This window comes from Isoptericola sp. NPDC056618 (genome assembly GCF_042792715.1).
Lineage (GTDB): Bacteria > Actinomycetota > Actinomycetes > Actinomycetales > Cellulomonadaceae > Isoptericola > Isoptericola nanjingensis.
In genome coordinates this window covers 1-20,911 of the sequence record NZ_JBHTVZ010000001.1, presented here as the reverse complement: position 1 = coordinate 20,911, position 20,911 = coordinate 1, and the positions used below count along the sequence as shown (strand labels likewise).

Here is a 20,911-nt window from a genome sequence, read left to right as displayed (position 1 = left end):
CGCCCGGGGCGACGGCGGGGGGTCAGCGACGGTCGTCGCGCAGCACGCGCTCGACCAGGGGCACGGCGCCGGTGGCGGGCGTCGGCGGGCGTACCCGCTTGACGGTGCCGGTGAGCGGCCGGGCCGCGCGGTCGATCTCGAACCACACGGTCTTGCCCTCGACGACGCCGGAGTGCCGCCCGACGGCGTCGGAGCCGTCGTGCAGCTGGACGCCCCACCGGGACGCGAGGCGGTCGAGGAAGAGCACGCCGCGGCCCGACAGGTCCTGCGGCCGGGGGGACTGCAGCTCCGGCTCGGCGATGCTGCCGTCGCGGACCCCGACGCGCAGCCGGCGGCCGTCCACCTCGACCGTCGCCGTGATCGGTCCCTCGCCGTGCTCCAGCGCGTTGGTCAGCACCTCGCTGGTGAGGAGCATCGCGGTGCGCCGCTGCTCGTCGGACACCTCGCACGACTCGAGCACGTCGTCCACCCACCGGCGCGCCGGGCCGAGGTCGCTGAGGTCGTCGTCGGCGACGCGCCGCTCCGCCTTGGCGGGCCCGGCCGACGACGGCGGCCCGGACGGGGCGGGGACGCGCACCCGCAGCGCCAGCACGGCGACGTCGTCGCGCTGCGCGTCGCCCACGAGGCCGCGCACCAGGGCGCGCGGGACCGCGGACGTGGCCTCGCCGTGCGCGGAGCGCAGCACCGTCTCCAGGTCGGACAGCCGCTCGTCGCTCGGGACGCCGCGGCGCTCCACCAGCCCGTCCGTGTACAGCACGAGGGTGTCGCCCGGCAGGAGGCGGACGGAGCGGTCCACGCGCGGCGTGGTGGGCACCACGCCCAGCAGCAGGTCGGGGGTCTCGGACAGGCGCTCGACCCGCCCGTCGCGCCGCAGCACCATCGGCGGCGGGTGCCCGGCCACCGACCACGTGAGCGTGTACGCGCGCTCGGGCCGCTCGGCCGGCGGGACGCCCTCGAGCGCCTCCGTCGGGCACGGCGCCGGGTCACGGTCCAGGCGCGCGACGACGGCGGTCGCCATCGCCCGCGGGCCGAGGCGCGCGTTCGCCTTGTCGAGGCGGGTCAGCAGCCCGGCGGGCGACTCGTCGTGGCTCCACGCGAGCGCGCGGAGCATCGAGCGCAGCTGGCCCATCTGCGCGGCGGCGTGCACGTCGTGGCCCGCGACGTCGCCGATCATGACGATCGCCGTGCCGTCGTCGCGCACCACCGCGTCGTACCAGTCGCCGCCCACCTGGTCGGTGCGCGCGGCGGGGGCGTAGGTGGTCGCGATGTCGAGGTGCGCCACCGTGGGCGGCGCGGTGAGCATCGACTCCTGCAGCGTGGTCGCGACCCGCCGCCGAGCCTCCAGCAGCGCCACCCGCTCCAGCGCGAGCGCCACGTACCGGCTGATCGTCGACTCGAGCGCCGCGGTCTCGGCGTCGTGCTCGCGGGCCTGGTCCCACACGCAGGCGATGACGCCCACGACCATGCCGTTCGACATCACCGGCAGGAACGACCGCGCGCCCTCCGACACGGACCCCACGGGGCCCATCTCCGGGTAGGTCGCGACCATCTCCGCGTGGTCGCGGAACCGCAGGGCGGCCCGGCTGCGGACGACGTGCGTGTCGGGCCGGGGCGCGTCGAGCCGTGTGCTGCGCAGCGCCGGCTCGCCCGGGTGGTGGTGCCCCACGGTGAAGAACGACAGGTGCCGCCGGTCGGCGTCGACCAGGGCCAGCGACACCCAGCGGGCGCCCGTCCCGGTGCCGATGACGTGCGCGATGGCGTCCTCGACCTCGTCCAGCGTGGTGACGCGCGCGAACCGCTCCGACAGCCCGAGCAGGAACCGCGACCGGCGGTGCGCGCGGAACGCGACCTGCTCGGCAAGCCGCGCCCGCTCCCGCTCGGCGCGCAGCCGCAGCTCGCCCGACGCCGCGGCCGACAGGTCGGCGAGGGTGGCGAGGTCCGTCTCGGTCCAGGTGCGCGGCACGGACGACACCGCCCACAGCGCGCCGACCACGTGGCCGCGGGCGTCCTCGATCGGGTACCCGGCGTACGCGGCGAGCACGAGGCCGCCGATCCTGTGCCGGCCGCCCACCCGCGGGTCGTCGTCGGCGTCGCCCACGACGAGCGGCGTGCGGGTGCGCGCGACGATCGCCGTCAGGGGCCGGGGGAGCTCGAGGCGGCGGCTGCGCTGCGCGTCCTCCGGGAAGCCGACGGCGCCCGGCAGCGTCTTGACGTCGCCCTCGTCGGTGAGCATGACGACGGCGGCCGCGGGCACGCCGAGCTGGCGGTGCACGAGCCGCGCGATGCGGTCGAACACCTCGTCTGCGACGGGCTCACCGTTGGCCGGGCCGGGCGGCGGGCCGGGCACGCGGTCGGACGCGGGACCGGGCACGGGGCCGGGCGACGGGCCGGACAGGGAGCCGACAGCCTGGGCTTCCGGCACGGGCCCAGTATGGACCTCGATCGGTCAGACGCCGATCAGCCCGCGCCGGTGCGCGACGGCGACCGCCTCGGCCCGCCCCGACACGCCCAGCTTCGCGAGCAGGTTCGACACGTGCACGCTGACCGTCTTCGTGGAGATGTACAGCCGCTCGCCGATCTGACGGTTGCTGAGCCCCTGCGCGACGAGCACCAGCACCTCCTCCTCGCGCTCCGTGAGGACGGACGTCGTGCGGCGGCCGCCGGGCAGCGGCACGCGGGCGCGACGGCCCCACGCGTGGATCGCGTCGGCGAGGGGCGCGGCGCCCATGTCGACGGCCTCGCCGAGCGCCTCGGCCGCCTCCACCTCGGCCGCCGGCACGTCGCCGGACGCCCGCAGCGCCTGCGCCCAGCGGAACCGGGACCGGGCCACCTCGTAGCGGTAGCCGAAGTCGAACTCCTTGACGGTCGCCTCCCACAGCCCGGGGTCGACCGCGGTGTCGGTGAGCGCGGCCCGCAGCCGGGAGTGCTCCGCCGCCGCGCGGCTCAGCCACGCCCGGCCCTCGGGGCCGAGCCGCCCGCCGCGGGGGCGCCCGCGCCGCGCGGTCTCCTGCGCGACGGCGAGGAGGGCGTCGCCGCGGTCGAGCAGCTCCTGGGCGGGGCCGACCGCGTGGGGGCCGCTCTCCGCGTGCTCCGCGAGCGCGGCCAGCGCCAGCGCGGACAGCCAGATGCGGCCGAGGAAGAACTCGGACCAGGTGGCGCCCAGGTGCGTGGCGACCTCCTCGGCCGTCGTGACCGCCTCGTCGTAGCGGCCGGCCCACGTGAGCGCGTCGGCGTGGGTGCCCCCGGCGATGAGGGCGATCTGCCCGTCGCTCCCCCAGTGCACGCGCATGTCCTGCGCCGCGCCGATCGCGTCCCCGCCCTCGCGCGCGACCTGCGCGTACAGCCCGCCCGCGGCGAGGTACGGCACGACGCTCGCGGGGGCGCCCTCGGGCACCGGCCACGGGGACAGGTCGCCCGTGAGGTAGGCGCGGATCTGCGCGAGGTCCACCATCTCCAGGCCGTACGCGCCCCACGTGACGCCGGTCGACCGGGCGCGCGCCATGCCGGCGTCGAGCACCTGCGCGGACAGGTCGAGGTGGCCCGCGTAGAAGTGGGTGGCGGCCAGGTTGTACCAGCAGCGCATCTCGGTGCGCAGGTCGCCCGCGGCGACGGCGCGCTCCCGGGCACGCTCGAGCAGGTCGGCCGCGGTGTCCGGCGTGCCGACCTCCAGCATCGCGAGGGTCGTGAGGGCGTCGGCCTCGGCGTCGGGCGCGTCGGCCCGGCGGGCGACGTCGACCGCCTGCCGGGCGAACCCGCCGGCCTCGTCGTCGCGGTCGTTGTTGAGCAGCACCCGGGCGTGCACGGCGAGCGTCCACGCCAGCTCGGGCGTCGCGGCGTCGTCGGACACCTCGACGTCGGCGAGGGCGGCCGGGCTGCCGGCGTCGGTGGCGCCGGGCAGCAGCACGTCGAGCGCCGAGCTGGACTGGTCCAGGGCGTCGACCAGGTCCTCCAGGTCCAGCACGTAGCGCACCAGCACGTGCCGCAGGCGGGCCTGCCGCTCGGGGTCGCCGTCGAGGCCCTCGAGGGCGCGCCGCGCGAGCTGCTCCGCGCGCGACGCCTGGCCCGCGGAGCTGGCCGCGGCCGCGGTGTCGAGGGCGACCGCGACCCGGTCGGTGCCGAGCAGCTCCGCGGCGTCCGGCACGGACTCCCACAGGGACAGCACCTGCTCCAGGTGCCGTGCCTCCTCCGCGGGGGCGAGCATCGTCGCGGCGCTGCGGGCGGCGTCGCGGGACGCGACGAGCGCGGCGGGCAGGTCGTGCCCCTCCAACGCGTGGTGGGCGCGCTTGGCCGCCTTCCCGAGGCGCGGGTCCGCCGTCAGCGCGTCGAGATACGCGCGGTGCATGGTGGTGCGCTCGCCCGGGAGCAGGTCGAGCACGAGCGCCTCGGCGACCAGGGCGTGCCGGAACGCGACATGCTGGCCCTCGACGCGCAGGACCTGCTGGGCCACGGCCTCGCGCAGGGCGGCGTCGGTCGCGCCCGGCGCGTCGAGCCCGCGCAGGTGCGCCGCGGCGGCGCGCAGCAGCGCCTCGTCCACCTGGCGCCCGGCGACGGCGGCGAGCCGCACGAGCTGCTGCACGGCCGGGTCGAGGCGCTGCAGGCGCGCGTGCAGGACGTCGGCCAGGGACCACGGCAGGCCGGTCGACGACTGGCCCGCGTCGAGCAGCTCCTCGGCGAAGAAGGCGTTGCCGTCCGACCGGCTGCGCACGGCGTCGAACTCGGCCTCGCCGAGGGGCTCGCCGCGGGTGGCGGTGGTGAACTCGCGCAGCTCGTCGGAGGTGAAGGGGGACAGCTCGACGTGCTCCACCGGGCGCTGGCGGTACAGCTCCGCGAGGACGGGGCGCAGGGGGTGGCGGCGGTGCAGGTCGTCGCTGCGGTACGTCGCGACGACCAGGAGGTGCTCCGACCGCATCCGCGCGACGACGAACCGCAGCACGTCGCGCGTCGACTCGTCCGCCCAGTGCACGTCCTCGACGACCAGCACGAGCGGGGAGCCCGCCCGGCCGGCGGCGGCGAGGCTGCCGGCCACGCCGTCGAGCAGCTGCAGGCGCTCCGCGTGGTCGGCGTCGCCGTCCGCACCGCCCGCCGGGTCGAGCAGGCGCGCGAGGGCGGGGCGCGCGGCGACGACCTCGGCCACCGCGGGGACGCCGCGCAGCTCGGTCAGCGCCTCCGTGAACGGCAGGTACGGGATGCCGACGTCGCCCAGGTCCACGCAGTGCGCGACGACGACGCGCGCGCCGGCGTCGCGCGCGACGTCGGCGAGGTGGGTGACCAGGCGGGTCTTACCCACCCCGGCGTCGCCGCCGAGCAGCAGGACGCCCGGCTCGCCCTCCGCGGCGCGCTCCAGCGCACCGCGAAAGGCGGTGACCTCCTCCTGGCGGGCGATCAGGGGCACCTCGCTGGAACGTCGCACGAGGTGATCGTCCCACCGAGCACCCACACCCGCCCCAGGTTTTCCGGGCTCGCCGACCCGCCCCGTGGCCGCCTCGACCGCGGTGCGGGCCCCCGTGCCGCCCACGGTCAGGCGGCCCGGCGTCCGGCGCCGTCCTGCGGGCGCAGTGCGTCCAGCCCGTGGGCGATCTGGTCGGCCCGGCGGGTCACCTGGAGGTCCCACGCGCGGGCGTCGGTCCGGGCCGCGACGGCGTCGAGCGTCGAGCCGAGCCGCTGCACGGCCTCGCGGTCCGCGGCCCGCGACCGTGCCCGGCGGGCCAGGTCCCGGACCGCGCGGCCCACCGTGCGCATCCACGCCGGCGTCCCGCGCTGGTAGGTCTCGGCCATCCGCTCGCGCCGGTAGTCCAGCTCGGCCAGGACGGCCAGGTCCCGCGACGTCATCTGGTTCATGTCCTCGTCCCCTCACCGGCCGGTGTCCCCGGCCTTCGTGCCGGCCACCGCCGGCTCTCCGATCTCGTGGTGACCACGGTCGTCCTGAGGCCCCCGGCGGGGGATCGGGCAACCGCCCCGTCTTCGGCGTCGGGGGTACCTCAGACGGCGCGGCGACCAGGGCCTTCGCCCGTCTGAGGTACCCCCAGGGCGGGGCCGCGGGGCCCCGGGGCAGGGGCCGGGCACGCCTTCGCCCGCGCCAGCCGTTGCGACCTGGGTCACAGCGGTCGCACACTGGGGAGACCGGACCTATACGGGGGTGGACTCGTGGCTGGATCTGTTGCAGGCGCCTTCGACGCGCTGCCGATGCTCGGGCGTGGCAAGCACCGCAACCCCAAGAAGGGCGCGTGCTTCATGGAGCTGGCGTCGTTCCTGGCCGGTGAACGGTGGAGCGACCATCCGCAGTGCACGCACCCGCTCCTCGCGATGCTGGCCCGTGCCGTGAACGACCTGACCTCCGACGGGAACCGGCCGAAGCTCGCGCCGCTCATCCCGTCCGTCATCGGGCTGACCAGCGGCGACCCGCGCTGGGACGTGCGGATCGCGCTGCGTGCCGCGCAGACGGCGCTGCCGGTCGCGCCCGCCGACCGGCAGCAGACGCTGGCCGTCGCCATCATCGGCGCGGAGCGCATGCTCGACGCCCTGGACGGTCGACCCGAGGGGACCCTCGACCCCGCCAGCGCCGACGCGCTCGCCGCGTCGCCGAAGACGGCCGAGTGGGCCTACCGGTTCTGCGAGGGCACCCGGGTGCGGCCCAAGCGGTTCGTCCGCGACGCCGCGCCGTCCGTGGTGTCCACCGCGGTGCAGGGCATCAGCGAGGCGTTCGTGCCCGACACGGACGCCCGGCTGCGCGGCCTCCTCGCCGCCACGATCGAGGACGCCCGGCGCTGGGCCGGCCACACCGACGAGGACCGCCCGGCCCTCGTCGAGGAGCAGTGGGCCCCGGTGGTGAGGACGGTCCCGTCCGCCTGACCCGTGCCGAGGTAGTACCCCTCGCGCCGAGGTAGTCCGCGGCCGCCTCTGGTAGACCGGAGCCGTGACCGACAACCCTCTGGAGCAGCTCACCCTCGACGACCTGCGCCGTCGTACGTCCGTGAAGTGGCGCGCCTACCCGCCGGACGTGCTGCCGCTGTTCGTCGCCGAGATGGACACGCCCGTCGCCCCGCCCGTCGTCGACGCCGTCCGTGCCGCGCTCGCCCTCGGCGACACGGGGTACGACGTCGGAACCGCGTACGCCGAGGCGCTCGGGCCGTTCGCGCGAGAGCGGTGGGGCTGGGCCCCCGACGTCGCGTCCAGCCGCACGATGCCGGACGTCATGGTCGCGATCGTCGAGGTGCTGCGCGTCCTCACCGCCCCCGGCGACGCCGTCGTCGTCACGCCGCCCGTGTACCCGCCGTTCTACGGCTTCCCCGGCAACGAGGGGCGGCAGGTCGTGGAGGCGCCGCTGGGCGCCGACCTGCGGCTCGACCTGGGCACGCTCGAGGCCGCTTTCGCGCGCGTCACGGGCGCCGCCGCCCACGGCACAGGGCCCGGCTCCGGCCGGCGCGCCGTGCTGCTGCTCTGCAACCCGCACAACCCCACCGGCACCGTGCACACCCGCGCGGAGCTCGAGGCGGTGCTGGCGCTCGCCGACCGGTACGGGGTACGGGTGGTGGCCGACGAGATCCACGCCCCCTTCACGTTCGAGCGCGTGGCCGCCGGCGCGCCCGCGTTCGTGCCGCTGCTGTCCGTGGCGGGGTCCGAGCGCGCGATCGTCGTGCAGTCGGCGTCGAAGGCCTTCCACCTCGCCGGGCTGCGGGCGGCGGTCGCGCTCGGCGGGCCGGACGCCGCAGACGACCTGCGCCGGATCCCCGAGGAGGCGGGCCACGCCGTCAACCACCTCGCGGTGCTGGCGCACGCGGCGGCCTACCGCGACGGCGGGCCGTGGCTGGACGCCCTCCTCACGGGCGTGCACGCGAACCGCGGGCTGCTCGCGCGCCTGCTCGCGGAGCACGCGCCCGCCGTGCGGCTCCAGCCCGCCGACGCCACCTACCTCGCCTGGCTCGACCTGCGCGCCACCCTGCCCGGCGGGGTCCCCGCCGCCGACGCCGCCGCGTTCGTCCTGGAACGTGGCCGCCTCGCCCTCGAGGACGGCGTGCGCTTCGGCGCCGGCGGCGCCGGGTGGCTGCGGCTCAACCTCGCGACGTCGACGGCGGTGCTCACCGAGGCCGTCGAGCGCCTCGGCCGCGCCCTCGTCGCGCCGGTGTAGCACGGACCGTGCCGAGGCAGTCCCGTGCCCCAGGCCCGGTACTACCTCGGCACGGTCCGTACTACCCCGGCACAGTCCGTGCTACGTCGGCGGGAGGGGGCTACCTCGCCGAGGCGTAGTCGGGCGCCGGGTCGACGCCGAAGGCCTCCTCCAGGGTGGTGGTGCCGGCGAGGCGCATCGGGACGGTCAGGCCTGTGCCGACGTAGCGCAGGTGCCAGGGCTCCGGGGCGTAGCCGGTCACGGCCTGCCGGCCCTCCGGGTAGCGGACGACGAACCCGTGGCGCCACGCCTGCGTGGCCACCCAGCGCCCGGTCCGGGTGCGCCCGAACTCGGTGTACGGGGTGCCGGCCTCGGCGACGTCGGCGGCGAGGCCCGTCTGGTGCTCGGAGTACCCCGGGCGCGCGGAGAAGGCGTCGGCGGCGCGGCGTCCGTGCGCGTCGACGTACCGGGCGTACAGCCGCCGCTGGTAGTCCGCGGACCGGTAGCCGGAGGCGAGGACGAGCTCGTGGCCCGTGGCGGCCTCCGCGTCGGCGGCGAGGCGTTCCAGGGCCCGCGCGGCGTCGGCCTGCAGCAGGTCGTGCTCGCCGAGGGAGGCCACGTCGGGGCGCACGAGGTCGTCGGGCGACCAGTCCGCCGGGGTCACGGGGTGGGTCTTGTTCACCAGCACCGTCGGGTCCGCGGGGTCGTGGCCCGGCGCCCACGTGCGGCTCAGGAGCGGCGCGCCGCCGGGCCGCGGATCGGGGAGCGCGGCGCGCCCGTCGCCCGCCGGGACGACGGTGCCCGCGACGGTCAGCACGCCCGCCAGCGTGCCCGCCACGGCAGCGCCACGAAATCTATGCAGGACCGTGACCGCGACACGGGGGGACATGCCGACAAGGTTGCCAGGGAGCCGATAATCTCGCCAAGGTGCGCCGCCGACACCGCCTCGCCCTCGCCGTCCTGCTGACACCTGTCGTCGGGGTGTCCCTGGTGGCGTGCACCGGGACCGACACGCCGTCCGCCGAGCCCGCCGCCGAGGCGCTCGCGGCCGCGCTCCGGGCGGGCGACGTGAAGGACCTGCCGCTGCAGGCGCCCGGCTCCGTCGACGTGCAGACGCAGCTCACCCAGGTGCTGGAGCCGCTCGTGGACGCCTCGGGCGAGCGCGAGCACACGGTGACGGTGGCCGACGTCGGCAAGCCGGTCACGAAGGACGGCTCGACGACGGCGGTGGCCACGCTGGACTGGTCGTGGCCGGTGGGCCGCGCCGTCACGTGGAAGTACAGCACCGACGTCGACCTCGCCTACACGCCGCCGGAGAGCGGCGACGGCGAGGGGGCCTGGCGCGCGGTGTGGCGGCCTGACGTGCTGGTGCCCGACCTGGAGCCGGGCGAGCGGCTGACGGTCAAGACCCTCGAGGCGGACCGCGGCGACCTGCTCGACGGCGACGGGAAGCCGATGATGACCGAGCGGGGCGTGTGGCACATCGGGGTGGACAAGACGGCGGTCGAGGGGCTCGGCCAGGAGTCCGCGGCGCGCGACCTCGCGCAGCTCGTGGGCCTCGAGCCGAACGAGTTCTTCGCGCGCGTCGACGCGGCCGGGGAGAAGGCGTTCGTCGAGGCGATCACCATCCGCCAGAAGAACCCTGGCGTGGACTTCACGGTGGAGGACGCGCAGGACATCATCGGCGTGCGGGCGGTCGAGGACTCCCTCGAGCTCGGTCCGACGAGCACCTTCGCGTCGCCGATCCTGGGCCGGGTCGGCGAGGCGACCAAGGAGGTCATCGAGGAGTCCGACGGCGCGGTGCAGGCCGGCGACGTGGTGGGTCTGTCGGGCGTGCAGCGCGCCTACGACGACCAGCTCACCGGCTCCCCGGGCGTCCTCGTGAGCGTGGTCCCGGCCGGCGCCGGCGACGTGGGGCTGGACGGCGAGCCGGAGGAGGACGCGGACGAGGGCCGGGAGCTGTACCGCGTGGACGCCGTGGACGGCACGCCGGTGGCCACCACCCTCGACCAGCACCTCCAGAAGCTCGCGGAGAACGTGCTCGACGACGTCGACCCGGCCAGCGCGATCGTCGCGATCCGGCCGTCGGACGGCGAGGTGCTCGCCGCGGCGAGCGGGCCGGGCAGCGAGGGCTGGTCCACCGCGACGCTCGGGCAGTACCCGCCGGGGTCGACGTTCAAGGTGGTGGACGCCCTCGCGATGCAGCGGGCGGGGATCACCCCGGACACGAAGGTCGCCTGCCCGGAGCACCTCACCGTGGACGGCCGGACGTTCGGCAACGTGCCCGGCTACCCGGCGTCGGCGACCGGGGAGGTGCCGCTGCGCACGGCGTTCGCGCACTCGTGCAACACGGCGATGATCGGGCAGCGCGACAAGGTGGCGCAGGCGGACCTGGCGACCGCGGCGTCCGACCTCGGGCTGGTCGACGACGAGGTGGCGACGCCCGTGCTGGGCGTGCCTGCGTTCCTGGGCGCCGTGCCCGCGAAGGCGGACGGCACCGAGCACGCGGCGTCGATGATCGGCCAGGGCAAGGTGCAGGCGTCGCCGCTGGGGATGGCGACGGTCGCCGCGAGCGTCGCCGCCGGCCACCGGGTGCAGCCCGTGCTGGTGCGCGACGAGACGGGCGACGAGAAGGAGGCCTCCGCCTCGCCGTCGGCCGACGAGGAGGCGCCGGAGAAGGCCCCGAAGGAGCCCTCGACGCCGGGGGTGGCGGATGACGAGGCGGCGGTGCTGCGCGACCTGATGCACGGCGTCGTCACCGAGGGCAGCGCGGACATGCTGCAGGGCGTGCCCGGCATCGTCGGTGCCAAGACCGGCACCGCGCAGTACGGCGACGGGTCGAAGCAGCACGTGTGGATGCTCGCGATCGTCGACGACCTCGCGGTGGCCGTCTTCGTGGAGGACGGCCACCGCGGGTCGGACACCGCCGGCCCGCTCATGAAGGACTTCCTGGCGGGCCTGTGACCGGTCAGGCGCCGTGCTTGTGCGGCACGCCCGCCACGAGCCCGCCGTCGACGACGAACTCGGAGCCGGTGGAGTAGCTGGACTCGTCGCTCGCGAGGAAGACGATGGTCTGGGAGACCTCCTCGGGCCGCGCGCCGCGGCCGAGCGGGATGAGCAGGTCGCCCGCGTCGATGCCGGCGGTCATCGGCGTCTCGATGAACCCGGGGTGCACGGAGTTCACCCGCACGCCGTGCGGCCCGAGCTCGAGCGCGACCGACTTCGTGAGCCCGCGGACGCCGAACTTGGAGGCCACGTAGCCGTGCAGGCCGCGGCTCCCGCGGAGCCCCTCGACGGACGAGATGTTGATGATCGACCCGGAGCCGGCCTTGACCATGACCGGCGAGACGGCCCGGATCCCCAGGAACACCCCGGTGAGGTTGATGTCGATGATCCGGCGCCAGGCGTCGGTGTCGAACTCGGTGATGGGGCCGCCGTTCGCGATGCCCGCGTTGTTCACGAGGACGTCGATCCGGCCGAACTCGTCCAGCGTGAACGCGACGGCCTTCGCCCAGTCGTCCTCGCTCGTGACGTCGAGGTGCACGTAGCGGGCGACGTCGGTGCGGTCGCCGCCCAGCTCCGCGGCGAGGGCCTCGCCCTTTGCGTCGTCGAGGTCGGCGACGACGACCTTGGCGCCCTCGGCGGCCAGCGCGCGGGCGTGGGTGACGCCCATCCCGCCGGTCCCGCCGGTGACGATCGCGACCTTGTTGTGGACGCGGCTTCCTGTGCTGACGGCCATGTCGGCCCTCCTTCGTGGTTCTGCGGTGGTGCGTGCACCGGGTGGGTGCACCTGCCCGCCCGGGACGCGACGGTCCCGGGACGGAGGGGACGTCAGGGGGACGGCGTGGTCCACCAGGCGGGCAGGGCGTCGTGGGCGACGCGCGGGAAGAACCCGGGGTCGCGGGGCGGGGGAGCGGCGAGCCAGACCTCGAGCGCGCCGACGGTGCCGAGCCCGACGTACGTCGCGAACGCGCGGGCGTAGCGGTCGACCTGGGCGGCGGGGGTGCCCGGGGGCAGGGGCATGAGGCCGGGGTGGGCGCGCAGGTGGTCGGTGAGGGTGCCGGCCACGTGATCGGCGAGCAGGCGCGCCAGCGGGGCGCTGAGGCCGCCCTCGAGGGCCCGCTCGTACACGGGCAGGTGCGCCTCGACGTGGGCCTGCAGCGCGCCGGTGTACCGGGCGACGACCTGCTCGGCGTCGCCGTGGGTGGCGTGACCGGCGACCTGCCGCACGGCGGCGTCGAACTCCGCGCGGATGCGGTCGAGCTCGGCGCCGAGGACGCGGGCCAGCAGGTCGGCCGGGCTGGCGGCGTGGTCGTAGAACGTGGCCCGGTTGATGCCCGCGCGGGCGGCGACGGCGGACGCGGTGAGGGCGGCGACGTCCTGCTCCGCGGCCAGGTCGAGGACGGCGGTGCGCAGCGCCTCGGCGGTCCGCTCGACCCGCTTGTCCATGCCGCGCACCTCCCGTCGGGCTCGCGGGAGGCGGCGCTCCCGACGTCCTCGACATTACGCTCGGGAAACCAGTTAGGCAACAGGTGTCGTCTAACTCGACTTCACCCGCCTCCCCAGGAGTGAGCCCGTGGCCCCCGACCTAGTCTCGAAGGCGCCGCATCGCCGTCGTCGAGGGGGAGCGCCATGGTCAGCAGGACCCGAGGGAGCGGCCGTCGCCGCGTCCGCAGCGGGGACGTCGAGCTCAACCCGGTCTTCGTCCGCCCGGGGGAGACGCGCTCGGTGCCGCGCGACCGCCTCCCCGCGGGGGAGTCGTTGCCGGAGACGGCGTTCCAGATCGTCCACGACGAGGCCATGCTCGACGGCAACGCGCGGCTCAACCTCGCCACCTTCGTCGGCACGTGGATGGACGACCATGCCGCCCGCCTCTACCTCGAGGCCGCGGACAAGAACATGGTCGACAAAGACGAGTACCCGGCCACGGCCGCCGTCGAGGACCGCTGCTGGCGCATGCTCGCCGACCTGTGGCACGCCCCCGACCCGCACCACGCGATGGGCACCTCCACCATCGGCTCGTCCGAGGCGTGCATGCTCGCCGGGCTGGCGCTCAAGCGGCGGTGGCAGCAGGCCCGGCGCGACGCCGGGAAGCCGGTCGGCACCCCCAACCTCGTCATGTCCAGCGCGGTGCAGGTGTGCTGGGAGAAGTTCTGCAACTACTTCGAGGTCGAGGCGCGCTACGTGCCCATCAGCGAGGAGCACCGCGTGCTCGACGGCCACGACCTGGAGAAGTACGTCGACGAGGACACCATCGGCGTCGTCGCCATCCTCGGCGTCACCTACACGGGCATGTACGAGCCGGTGACCGAGATCGCCGCCGCCCTCGACCGCATCCAGGCCGACACCGGGCTGGACGTGCCGATCCACGTCGACGGCGCGTCCGGCGCGATGGTCGCGCCGTTCGTGCAGCCCGACCTGGTGTGGGACTTCCAGGTGGAGCGCGTCGCGTCGATCAACACCTCGGGGCACAAGTACGGCCTCGTGTACCCGGGGCTCGGCTGGGTGGTGTGGCGCGACGAGGAGGCCCTGCCCGAGAGCCTGGTGTTCCGGGTGAGCTACCTCGGCGGCGACATGCCCACGCTCGCGCTGAACTTCTCCCGGCCCGGCTCGCAGGTGCTGCTGCAGTACTACATGTTCCTGCGGCTGGGGCGGGCCGGGTACGAGGCCGTGCAGAACGCGTCGTCCGACGTCGCGCGGTTCCTCGCCGACGGCGTCGCGAAGATCCCCGCGTTCGAGCTGTGGAACGACGGCTCCGACATCCCCGTCTTCGCGTGGCGGCTGAGGCCGGGGCACACGGAGAACTGGAACCTGTACCACCTGTCCGACCGGCTGCGCACGCGCGGCTGGCTCGTGCCGGCCTATCCCATGCCCGACGACCTCACCGACGTCACCGTGCAGCGCGTCGTCGTGCGCAGCGGGCTCAGCCAGGACCTCGCGGCGTCGTTCCTCGCCGACCTCGAGGAGGAGACCCGCTACCTCGACGCCCTCACCGGCCCCATGCCCACGGAGGGGCAGCGCACCGGATTCATCCACTGACGGTCAGCGGCCGAAGCGCTCCCCGCGCTCGCGCACGCGGCCCGCGCCGCGCCCGCCGTCGGCGTCGCGGTCCCAGGTGTACACCTCGGTGCCGGTGACGAAGACGTGCTCGGCGCGCGAACCCACGTCGAGCGGGTCGCCCGACCAGACGACGACGTCGCCGTCGAGCCCGGGCGCCAGCGCGCCCACGCGGTCGTCGAGGCCGAGGAACGACGCCGGGTTCACGGTGAGCGCCTCGAGCGCGACCTGCGGGTCCAGGCCCTGCTTCACGGCGAACGACGCCTGGTGCACGAGGAAGTTGATCGGCACCACCGGGTGGTCGGTCGTGATGGCGACGCGCACGCCGGCCTCGGCCAGGCGCGCCAGGTTCCCGATGTCGCGGTGGCGCAGCTCCACCTTGGAGCGCGACGTGAGCATGGGCCCGAAGATCACCGGCACGTCGCGCTCGGCGAGCACGTCCGCGATCGCGGCGCCGTCCGTGCCGTGGTTGACGACGAGGCGGTAGCCGAACTCGTCGGCCAGCCGCAGGGCGGTGGCGATGTCGTCCGCGCGGTGGGTGTGCTGGTCCCAGGCGAGCTCGCCGGCGAGCACCCGCCCCAGGGTCTCCTTGCCGAGGTCGCGGGCGAACGGCTCGCCCTTGTCCTCCGCCGCGTCGCGCTGGGCCACGTAGTGCTGCGCGTCGAGGAACGCCTGCCGGATGACGGCGGCCACGCCCAGGCGGGTGGACGGGGCCTTCTTCTGCTCGCCGTACACGCGCTTGGGGTTCTCGCCGAGGGCCGACTTCACGGAGACGGCGTCGCTGATCACCTGCTCGTCGACCGTGCGCCCGCCCCACGTCTTGATCGCGACCGTCTGGCCGCCGATCGGGTTGGCCGACCCCGGCTTCACGACGACCGACGTCACGCCGCCGGCGAGGGCGTCGCGGAAGCCCTCCTCCTCGACGTTGATCGCGTCCAGCGCGCGCAGGTGCGCGCCGTCGGGCCCGGTCTTCTCGTTGGTGTCGTCGCCGGCCCAGCCCTCGGCCTCCTCGTGCACACCCACGTGCCCGTGCGCCTCGACGAAGCCGGGCAGCACCCACCGGCCGCCGGCGTCGAGCGTCGGCACGCCGTCGGGCACCGCGACGTCCGCCCCGACGGCCTGGATCACGCCGTCGACGACGAGGACGGTGCCGCCGTCGACGGGCAGGCCGTCCACCGGGACGACGTAGCCGTTCGTGATCGCGACGGACGAGCGGGCGGTGCGGATCGGAGAGGTCATGCCCGCCATCATGCCGTCGCACCGTAGCGCCGAACAGGCGGCTACAGGTAGTGCCCGACGACGGGGGCCGGCTTCCAGCGGCCGGTCGCGGTGATGTCGAGGATGCGGCGCGTCGTCAGGCCCTCGATGCCGTGCTCGAGGACGGCGCGGCGCGCCACCTCGCGGATCTCCGCGCCCGTCGCGCCGTCGAGGCTCCCGGCGATCGCGGCGAGGTCGAGCCCCTCGCCCTGGCGCGGCAGGTAGATCCCGAGGATGGCGACGCGGCCCTCCTGGCCGGGCAGCGGCACCTCGAGGATCGTGTCGAACCGGCCGGGGCGCTTCACCGCCGGGTCGAGGGAGCCGGGGTCGTTGGTGGTCGCGAGCGTGAGGACGTCGTTGCGCACGCGCGCGCCGTCGAGCGCGTTGAGGAACTCGGAGAACCCCGACGAGCTGCGCATCTCCGCGTGCGCGACGCCGTCGATGTCCTCCATGACGACGAGGGTGGGGCCGAGGCGCTCGACCTCCTTGTAGAGGTTCTCCGACGCCTGCCGCAGCACGTCCGGCTCCACGATCATCACCGTCATCGCGCCGGCGACCTCCGCCGCGAGGATGCGGCCGAGCTTCGTCTTGCCGACGCCGGGCTTGCCCGCGAGCAGCAGGCCGCGCGTCGTGGGCAGGCCGAGCGAGAGCAGGTCGGCGCGGCGCGTGGTGCCGGACGCCAGGAACAGGTCCACCTCGCCCCAGACGGCGTCGGCGAGCACGAGGTCCGCGCGCGTCTCGTGCGTCGCGGGCACCGGTTCGAAGCCGACCTGGTTGCCGTAGCTGCTCACCGACACCTGGAGGATCCGGCCCCGGTACGGGTTCCCCTCGCCCTTGAGCGCGGCGAGGAAGTCGTCGAGGACGGCCTCCGCGAGGTCGCGCCGACCCTTGCCGGCGTAGACGGTGATGTCGGCGGGGTGACCGCCGCAGATGTGGATCGCGACCGGCTCGTCGCGCAGGGTGCCCGCGGGGAAGAACACCGACAGGTGGAACGGGACCGACACGGTGTGGTCCTCGCCGAGGCTCAGCGGCCGCCACTCCGGCGTGCTGCCGTGGGGGCCGAGGATCTTGACCGCGCCCTCGTGCTCCCTCATCCAGCGGGCGAGGACGTGCCCGTGCAGCAGCAGCTGCGAGTCGGAGAGCGCGCGCTTGACCTCCGACAGGGCGGCCTTCTTCACACCGAGCTTCCGCGCCGCCCAGCCGGAGCTCGACGTGGGCGTGCCCTTCTTCTTCTTGCGCGGGGCGCCGAGGATCTCCGCGAGCACGCGGATCGTCTCGCGGACCTCGGTCGGGTACGGGCCGAGCTGGGGCCACAGGAGCCGGTCCTGCTGCCGCTCGGGCGTCGCGACCCCGTTCGTCGTCGTCCTCGAAGGCTGTCGCTCGCTCATACCGCTCCCCGCGCTCCTTGCCGCCGCCCCCGGTGGGACGGCCCGCAGCACCGTATCCGCCGCCGCCGACGCCCTGCCTGCACCGACGCCGAGCCGATAGCGTCGGCGCATGCCGACCCGACACCTGCACGTGCTGCGCCACGGCGCCGCGGACCCGTTCGGCGAGCTGACCGACCTGGGGGAGCGGCAGGCGGAGCTCGCCGGCCGGCGCCTCGCAGCCCTGCCCGTCGACGCCGTCTGGCACTCGCCCCTGCCCCGGGCGGCGCGGTCCGCCCAGGTGCTGGGCGACGAGCTCCCCGGCGTCCCGGTCGCCGAGGCGCCCGAGCTCGTCGACCACGTGCCGTACCTGCCCGACCCGATCCCGCCCGCGTGGGCGGGCTTCTTCGACGGCGAGGACCGCGCCGAGGCCGCCGAAGGAGCGCGCCTGGCCGCCGCCCTCACCGCCCGGTTCGCGCGCCCCGCCGACGTCGAGACGCACGAGGTGCTGGTCACGCACGCGTTCCAGGTCGCGTGGCTGGTGCGCGACGCGCTCGCCGCCCCGCCGGAGAGCTGGCTGGGGCTGTCGTACGGCAACGCCGCCCTCACGACGATCGAGTACCGCGACGACCGCTCGACGTCGCTGATCGTCTACAACGACATGGGCCACCTGCCGCCCGAGCTGCGCTGGACGGGGTTCGGTCCGGCGGCGCGCCCCTGAGTCGCCGTCCGGCTCACACCGTCGTCGGGACGTTCTCCTCCAGCTCGGCGAGCCAGGCGGCGGCGGACGCGTCGGACGGCATCCGCCAGTCCCCGCGCGGGGAGAGCGAGCCGCCGGCGGCGACCTTGGGCCCGTTGGGGATGGCGGAGCGCTTGAACTGGGACGAGAAGTAGCGGCGGAAGAAGGTGACCTCCCACTTCCGGATGGTCGCCAGGTCGTAGGCGGACCGCTCGTCGTGCGGGAAGTTCGGCGGCCACTCGCCGGCGTCGGGGTCGCGCCAGGCGTGCCAGGCGAGGAACGCGATCTTGGACGGCCGCAGGCCGTGCCGCAGCGTCCAGTACAGGGTGAAGTCCTGCAGCGCGTACGGGCCGATGGCGGCCTCGGTGGACTGCGGCGCCTCGCCCTCGCCGGCCGGGACGAGCTCGGGCGAGATCTCCTGGCCCAGGATCTCCAGGAGCAGGGCGTTCGTGTCCGCCTCGATTTGGCCGGAGTCCGCCACCCACCGGATGAGGTGCTGGATGAGCGTCTTCGGCACGCCGGTGTTCACCGCGTAGTGCGACATCTGGTCGCCCACGCCGTACGTGCACCAGCCGAGCGCGAGCTCCGACAGGTCGCCGGTGCCGAGCACGATGCCGCCGCGGTGGTTCGCGAGCCGGAACAGGTAGTCGGTGCGCAGCCCGGCCTGCACGTTCTCGAACGTGACGTCGTAGACCTTCTCGCCCGCGCCGTACGGGTGGCCGAGGTCGCGCAGCATCTGCTCGGCCGCCGGCCGGATGTCGAGCTCCTCGAAGTGGACGCCGAGCGACGTGGCGAGCCGGGTGGCGCGGTCCTTCGTCTCCGACGACGTCGCGAAGCCGGGCATGGTGACCGCGTGGATGTCGGTGCGGGGCCTCCCGAGCCGGTCCATCGCTCGGGCCGCGACGATCAGCGCGTGGGTCGAGTCCAGGCCGCCCGAGACGCCGATGACGATCTTCGGCTGCCCGATCGACCGCAGCCGCTGCTCCAGCCCGGCCACCTGGATCGAGTACGCCTCGTAGCAGTCGAGCGCCAGGCGCTCCGGGTCGTCGGGCACGAACGGGAAGCGGTCCACCTTGCGCCGCAGGCCGATGTCGCCCGCCGGCGGGTCGACGGTCCACCCGACGGTGCGGAACCCCTCGACACGGGAGCCGAGCGCGCGACGGTTGTCGTCGAACGACCCCTGCCGCAGCCGCTCCTGGCGCAGCCGGTCGAGGTCGACGTCGGCCACGGAGCGGCGCGCGCCGTCGGGGAAGCGCTCGGTCTCGGCGAGCAGGTCGCCCACCTCGTAGACCATCGTCTGGCCGTCCCAGGACAGGTCCGTGCTCGACTCGCCCTGCGCCGCCGCGTACGCGTAGGCGGCCAGCCCGCGGTGCGACGCGGAGCGCACCATGAGCCGCCGGTCCTCCGCGCGCGCCACCGTGATGGGGCTCGCGGACAGGTTGAGCAGCACCGTCGCGCCGGCCAGCGCGGCCTCCGCCGACGGCGGCACGGGCACCCACAGGTCCTCGCACACCTCGACGTGCACGACGAGCCCCGCGACGTCGTCGGCCGCGAACAGCAGGTCGGGGCCGAACGGCACGGGCCCGTCCGCGAACGGGAGCGTGACCGTGGCGCCGCGACGGTCGTCGCCGGGCGCGAACCAGCGCTTCTCGTAGAACTCGCGGTAGTTCGGCAGGTACGACTTGGGCGCGACGCCGAGCACGCGGCCGCCCTGCACGACGACGGCGCAGTTCAGCAGCCGGTTCCCGACCTCCAGCGGCGCCCCGACGACCAGCAGCGGCCGCAGGTCGGCGCTGGCCTCGACGATCGCCGCGAGGGCGTCCGACGTCGCCTCCAGGAGGGTGTCCGCGAGGTGCAGGTCGTCGATCGCGTACCCCGAGACGCAGAGCTCGGGGAAGACGGCGACCGCGACGCCGTCGTCGTGGCACACGCGCGCCTCGGCGAGGATCGCGGCGGCGTTCGCGCGGGGGTCGGCGACGGTGACGGGGACGGTGCAGGCCGCCACGCGGGCGAAGCCGTGGGCGTAGGCCGAGGTGAAGTCCACCCCCCGAGTGTAGGAACGCCGCCCGTGCCCGCGAGACTTGTCAGGGCGAGCGCCACAGCTCGGGCGGGCGGGTCGCTAGGGTCGGGCCGTGCACCCGAACCTCGCGCGGCGCCGACGCGCCCTCGCCGTCCTGCTCGCCGCCGCGCTGACCCCCGTGCTCGCCGTCGCCGTCGCGCAGCCCGCCAGCGCGCACGACCGGCTCCTGTCCTCGGACCCGGCCGACGGAGCCACCGTGGACGAGGTGCCCACGCGGCTCACCCTCGTGTTCAGCGCCGACGTGCTGGCCGCGGGCGCGCAGGTGGCGGTCACGACGCCGGACGGCACCGTCCCGGCGGAGGTCACCGTCGACGGCGACGAGGCCGTCGCCGCGCTGCCCGACGACCTGCCCGGCGGCGACTGGGACGTGTCGTGGCGTGTCGTCTCCTCCGACGGACACCCGATCGAGGGCGAGCTCGCGTTCACGGTCGACGCCGCGTCGCCGTCCCCGAGCGCCTCCCCGAGCGCCTCGCCGTCGAGCACACTCTCGAGCCCGACGGCGTCCGAGGACGCGACGGCGTCGTCCGGCCACGTGCACGACGGCGGGGGCACGCCGGGCGTGGACCTGGACGCCGACGGCGAGGCGGGGTGGGCGACGGCGTGGCTGTTCCCCGTGGCCGTGCTCGCGGTGGTGGGCGTGGCGGCCGCCGTCCTGCTGCAGCGGCGCCGCCGTGCCGCCGAGGACGCGCACGACGCCGGTGACGGGCCGCACACGACGGGCGAACCGCGCGAACCGGGCGACACGCCCGGCGACCCGACCTCCTGAGGGATGCCCGCCAGCCCGCGATCTGTCCCGCCATGGCGGCAGATACCGGGACAGATCGCGTGCACGAAAGGTTCCCGATTCGAGGTGTCCGGCACGCCACGCGCGCAAAAGTCGCAGGAATCCGCGGATGTTCCCTAGTGTGTTCCCCGTCCTCCCGGCGCGAGCCGGGGTGGCGTACGAACGTGACGACGCGCGGGTCGCGTGCGTCGTGAACCGGAGAAGGGATGCACATGTCGCTGAACAAGTCCGAGCTGGTCTCGGCCATCGCCGGCAAGGCTGAGCTCAGCAAGGCGGACGCGGAGAAGTTCCTCAGCGCCTTCCAGGAGGTGCTCGAGGAGTCGCTCGCCAAGGGCGAGGCGGTCAAGGTCACGGGTCTGCTCTCGGTCGAGCGCGTCGAGCGCGCGGCCCGCACCGGCCGCAACCCGCGCACGGGCGAGGAGATCCAGATCCCGGCCGGCTTCGGTGTGAAGATCAGCGCCGGCTCGCTGCTGAAGAAGGCCGTCGCGAAGTGATCCTTCGCTGACACGACGCGTCGTGTCAGCGC

General features: G+C 75.2%; 16 protein-coding genes. 7 read left to right on the top strand and 9 right to left on the bottom strand.

The window, feature by feature from the left end; all coding sequences use genetic code 11:
- Positions 1–22 precede the first annotated feature (22 nt).
- From ACFQ8T_RS00080 to ACFQ8T_RS00070, 3 genes are all read right to left on the bottom strand, one after another.
- A complete protein-coding gene (locus ACFQ8T_RS00080) occupies positions 23–2,422 on the bottom strand; it encodes a SpoIIE family protein phosphatase (protein ID WP_430544536.1) in 2,400 nt (799 codons plus the stop codon).
- Positions 2,423–2,446: 24 nt separating this feature from the next.
- The gene (locus ACFQ8T_RS00075; RefSeq protein ID WP_430544535.1) at positions 2,447–5,410 is read right to left on the bottom strand and encodes an AAA family ATPase; all 2,964 of its coding nucleotides are present in this window, start codon (positions 5,408–5,410) and stop codon (positions 2,447–2,449) included.
- Positions 5,411–5,517: 107 nt separating this feature from the next.
- On the bottom strand, positions 5,518–5,838 hold the full coding sequence (locus ACFQ8T_RS00070) for a hypothetical protein (RefSeq protein ID WP_430544534.1): 321 nt from the start codon (positions 5,836–5,838) through the stop codon (positions 5,518–5,520).
- A 306-nt stretch (positions 5,839–6,144) separates the two neighbouring features.
- On the opposite strand from ACFQ8T_RS00070, the gene ACFQ8T_RS00065 reads away from it, so the two are divergent.
- Entirely contained in the window at positions 6,145–6,849 is a 705-nt protein-coding gene (locus ACFQ8T_RS00065; RefSeq protein ID WP_430544533.1) for a hypothetical protein, read from the top strand.
- Between the two features lie 64 nt (positions 6,850–6,913).
- On the top strand, positions 6,914–8,125 hold the full coding sequence (locus tag ACFQ8T_RS00060) for a MalY/PatB family protein (protein ID WP_430544532.1): 1,212 nt from the start codon (positions 6,914–6,916) through the stop codon (positions 8,123–8,125).
- Positions 8,126–8,225: 100 nt separating this feature from the next.
- Here ACFQ8T_RS00060 and ACFQ8T_RS00055 read toward each other — a convergent pair whose 3' ends face one another.
- Positions 8,226–8,993, bottom strand: coding sequence for a M15 family metallopeptidase (locus ACFQ8T_RS00055; protein ID WP_430544531.1), 768 nt, complete (start codon positions 8,991–8,993; stop codon positions 8,226–8,228).
- 38 nt (positions 8,994–9,031) lie between these two features.
- Here ACFQ8T_RS00055 and ACFQ8T_RS00050 point away from each other — a divergent pair, with 38 nt between their 5' ends.
- The gene (locus tag ACFQ8T_RS00050; protein WP_430544530.1) at positions 9,032–11,068 is read left to right on the top strand and encodes a penicillin-binding transpeptidase domain-containing protein; all 2,037 of its coding nucleotides are present in this window, start codon (positions 9,032–9,034) and stop codon (positions 11,066–11,068) included.
- 4 nt (positions 11,069–11,072) lie between these two features.
- On the opposite strand, the gene ACFQ8T_RS00045 is transcribed toward ACFQ8T_RS00050, so the two are convergent.
- Both ACFQ8T_RS00045 and ACFQ8T_RS00040 read right to left on the bottom strand, forming a co-directional pair.
- Positions 11,073–11,843 carry a glucose 1-dehydrogenase gene (locus ACFQ8T_RS00045; RefSeq protein WP_430544529.1) on the bottom strand — a complete coding sequence of 257 codons (771 nt, stop codon included), beginning with the start codon at positions 11,841–11,843 and terminating at the stop codon, positions 11,073–11,075.
- Between the two features lie 92 nt (positions 11,844–11,935).
- Complete coding sequence (locus ACFQ8T_RS00040; RefSeq protein WP_430544528.1) at positions 11,936–12,553, bottom strand: TetR/AcrR family transcriptional regulator; 618 nt, start codon at positions 12,551–12,553, stop codon at positions 11,936–11,938.
- Positions 12,554–12,736: 183 nt separating this feature from the next.
- On the opposite strand from ACFQ8T_RS00040, the gene ACFQ8T_RS00035 reads away from it, so the two are divergent.
- Positions 12,737–14,143, top strand: coding sequence for a glutamate decarboxylase (locus ACFQ8T_RS00035; RefSeq protein WP_430544527.1), 1,407 nt, complete (start codon positions 12,737–12,739; stop codon positions 14,141–14,143).
- Between the two features lie 3 nt (positions 14,144–14,146).
- Here ACFQ8T_RS00035 and ACFQ8T_RS00030 read toward each other — a convergent pair whose 3' ends face one another.
- Both ACFQ8T_RS00030 and ACFQ8T_RS00025 read right to left on the bottom strand, forming a co-directional pair.
- The gene (locus ACFQ8T_RS00030; protein WP_430544526.1) at positions 14,147–15,400 is read right to left on the bottom strand and encodes an amidohydrolase; all 1,254 of its coding nucleotides are present in this window, start codon (positions 15,398–15,400) and stop codon (positions 14,147–14,149) included.
- Positions 15,401–15,441: 41 nt separating this feature from the next.
- A complete protein-coding gene (locus ACFQ8T_RS00025; RefSeq protein WP_430544525.1) occupies positions 15,442–16,806 on the bottom strand; it encodes an AAA family ATPase in 1,365 nt (454 codons plus the stop codon).
- Positions 16,807–16,915: 109 nt separating this feature from the next.
- On the opposite strand from ACFQ8T_RS00025, the gene ACFQ8T_RS00020 reads away from it, so the two are divergent.
- Positions 16,916–17,503 (top strand): histidine phosphatase family protein, encoded by a 588-nt coding sequence (locus ACFQ8T_RS00020; RefSeq protein WP_430544524.1) that lies wholly within the window; start codon positions 16,916–16,918, stop codon positions 17,501–17,503.
- 13 nt (positions 17,504–17,516) lie between these two features.
- Here the strand turns inward: ACFQ8T_RS00020 and ACFQ8T_RS00015 are convergent, their stop codons facing one another.
- A complete protein-coding gene (locus ACFQ8T_RS00015; protein WP_430544523.1) occupies positions 17,517–19,565 on the bottom strand; it encodes an NAD(+) synthase in 2,049 nt (682 codons plus the stop codon).
- 88 nt (positions 19,566–19,653) lie between these two features.
- On the opposite strand from ACFQ8T_RS00015, the gene ACFQ8T_RS00010 reads away from it, so the two are divergent.
- Both ACFQ8T_RS00010 and ACFQ8T_RS00005 read left to right on the top strand, forming a co-directional pair.
- A complete protein-coding gene (locus ACFQ8T_RS00010; protein ID WP_430544522.1) occupies positions 19,654–20,367 on the top strand; it encodes a copper resistance protein CopC in 714 nt (237 codons plus the stop codon).
- A gap of 230 nt (positions 20,368–20,597) precedes the next feature.
- Positions 20,598–20,879 (top strand): HU family DNA-binding protein, encoded by a 282-nt coding sequence (locus tag ACFQ8T_RS00005; protein ID WP_429763137.1) that lies wholly within the window; start codon positions 20,598–20,600, stop codon positions 20,877–20,879.
- Positions 20,880–20,911 lie beyond the last annotated feature (32 nt).

What these genes read in the sequence shown, in the direction of transcription:
- ACFQ8T_RS00070 (WP_430544534.1), bottom strand. Translation starts at nt 5,838, where the DNA reads ATGAACCAGATGACGTCGCGGGACCTGGCCGTCCTGGCCGAGCTGGAC.
- ACFQ8T_RS00055 (WP_430544531.1), bottom strand. Translation starts at nt 8,993, where the DNA reads ATGTCCCCCCGTGTCGCGGTCACGGTCCTGCATAGATTTCGTGGCGCT.
- ACFQ8T_RS00045 (WP_430544529.1), bottom strand. Translation starts at nt 11,843, where the DNA reads ATGGCCGTCAGCACAGGAAGCCGCGTCCACAACAAGGTCGCGATCGTC.
- ACFQ8T_RS00040 (WP_430544528.1), bottom strand. Translation starts at nt 12,553, where the DNA reads ATGGACAAGCGGGTCGAGCGGACCGCCGAGGCGCTGCGCACCGCCGTC.
- ACFQ8T_RS00035 (WP_430544527.1), top strand. Translation starts at nt 12,737, where the DNA reads ATGGTCAGCAGGACCCGAGGGAGCGGCCGTCGCCGCGTCCGCAGCGGG.
- ACFQ8T_RS00030 (WP_430544526.1), bottom strand. Translation starts at nt 15,400, where the DNA reads ATGACCTCTCCGATCCGCACCGCCCGCTCGTCCGTCGCGATCACGAAC.
- ACFQ8T_RS00025 (WP_430544525.1), bottom strand. Translation starts at nt 16,806, where the DNA reads ATGAGCGAGCGACAGCCTTCGAGGACGACGACGAACGGGGTCGCGACG.
- ACFQ8T_RS00020 (WP_430544524.1), top strand. Translation starts at nt 16,916, where the DNA reads ATGCCGACCCGACACCTGCACGTGCTGCGCCACGGCGCCGCGGACCCG.
- ACFQ8T_RS00005 (WP_429763137.1), top strand. Translation starts at nt 20,598, where the DNA reads ATGTCGCTGAACAAGTCCGAGCTGGTCTCGGCCATCGCCGGCAAGGCT.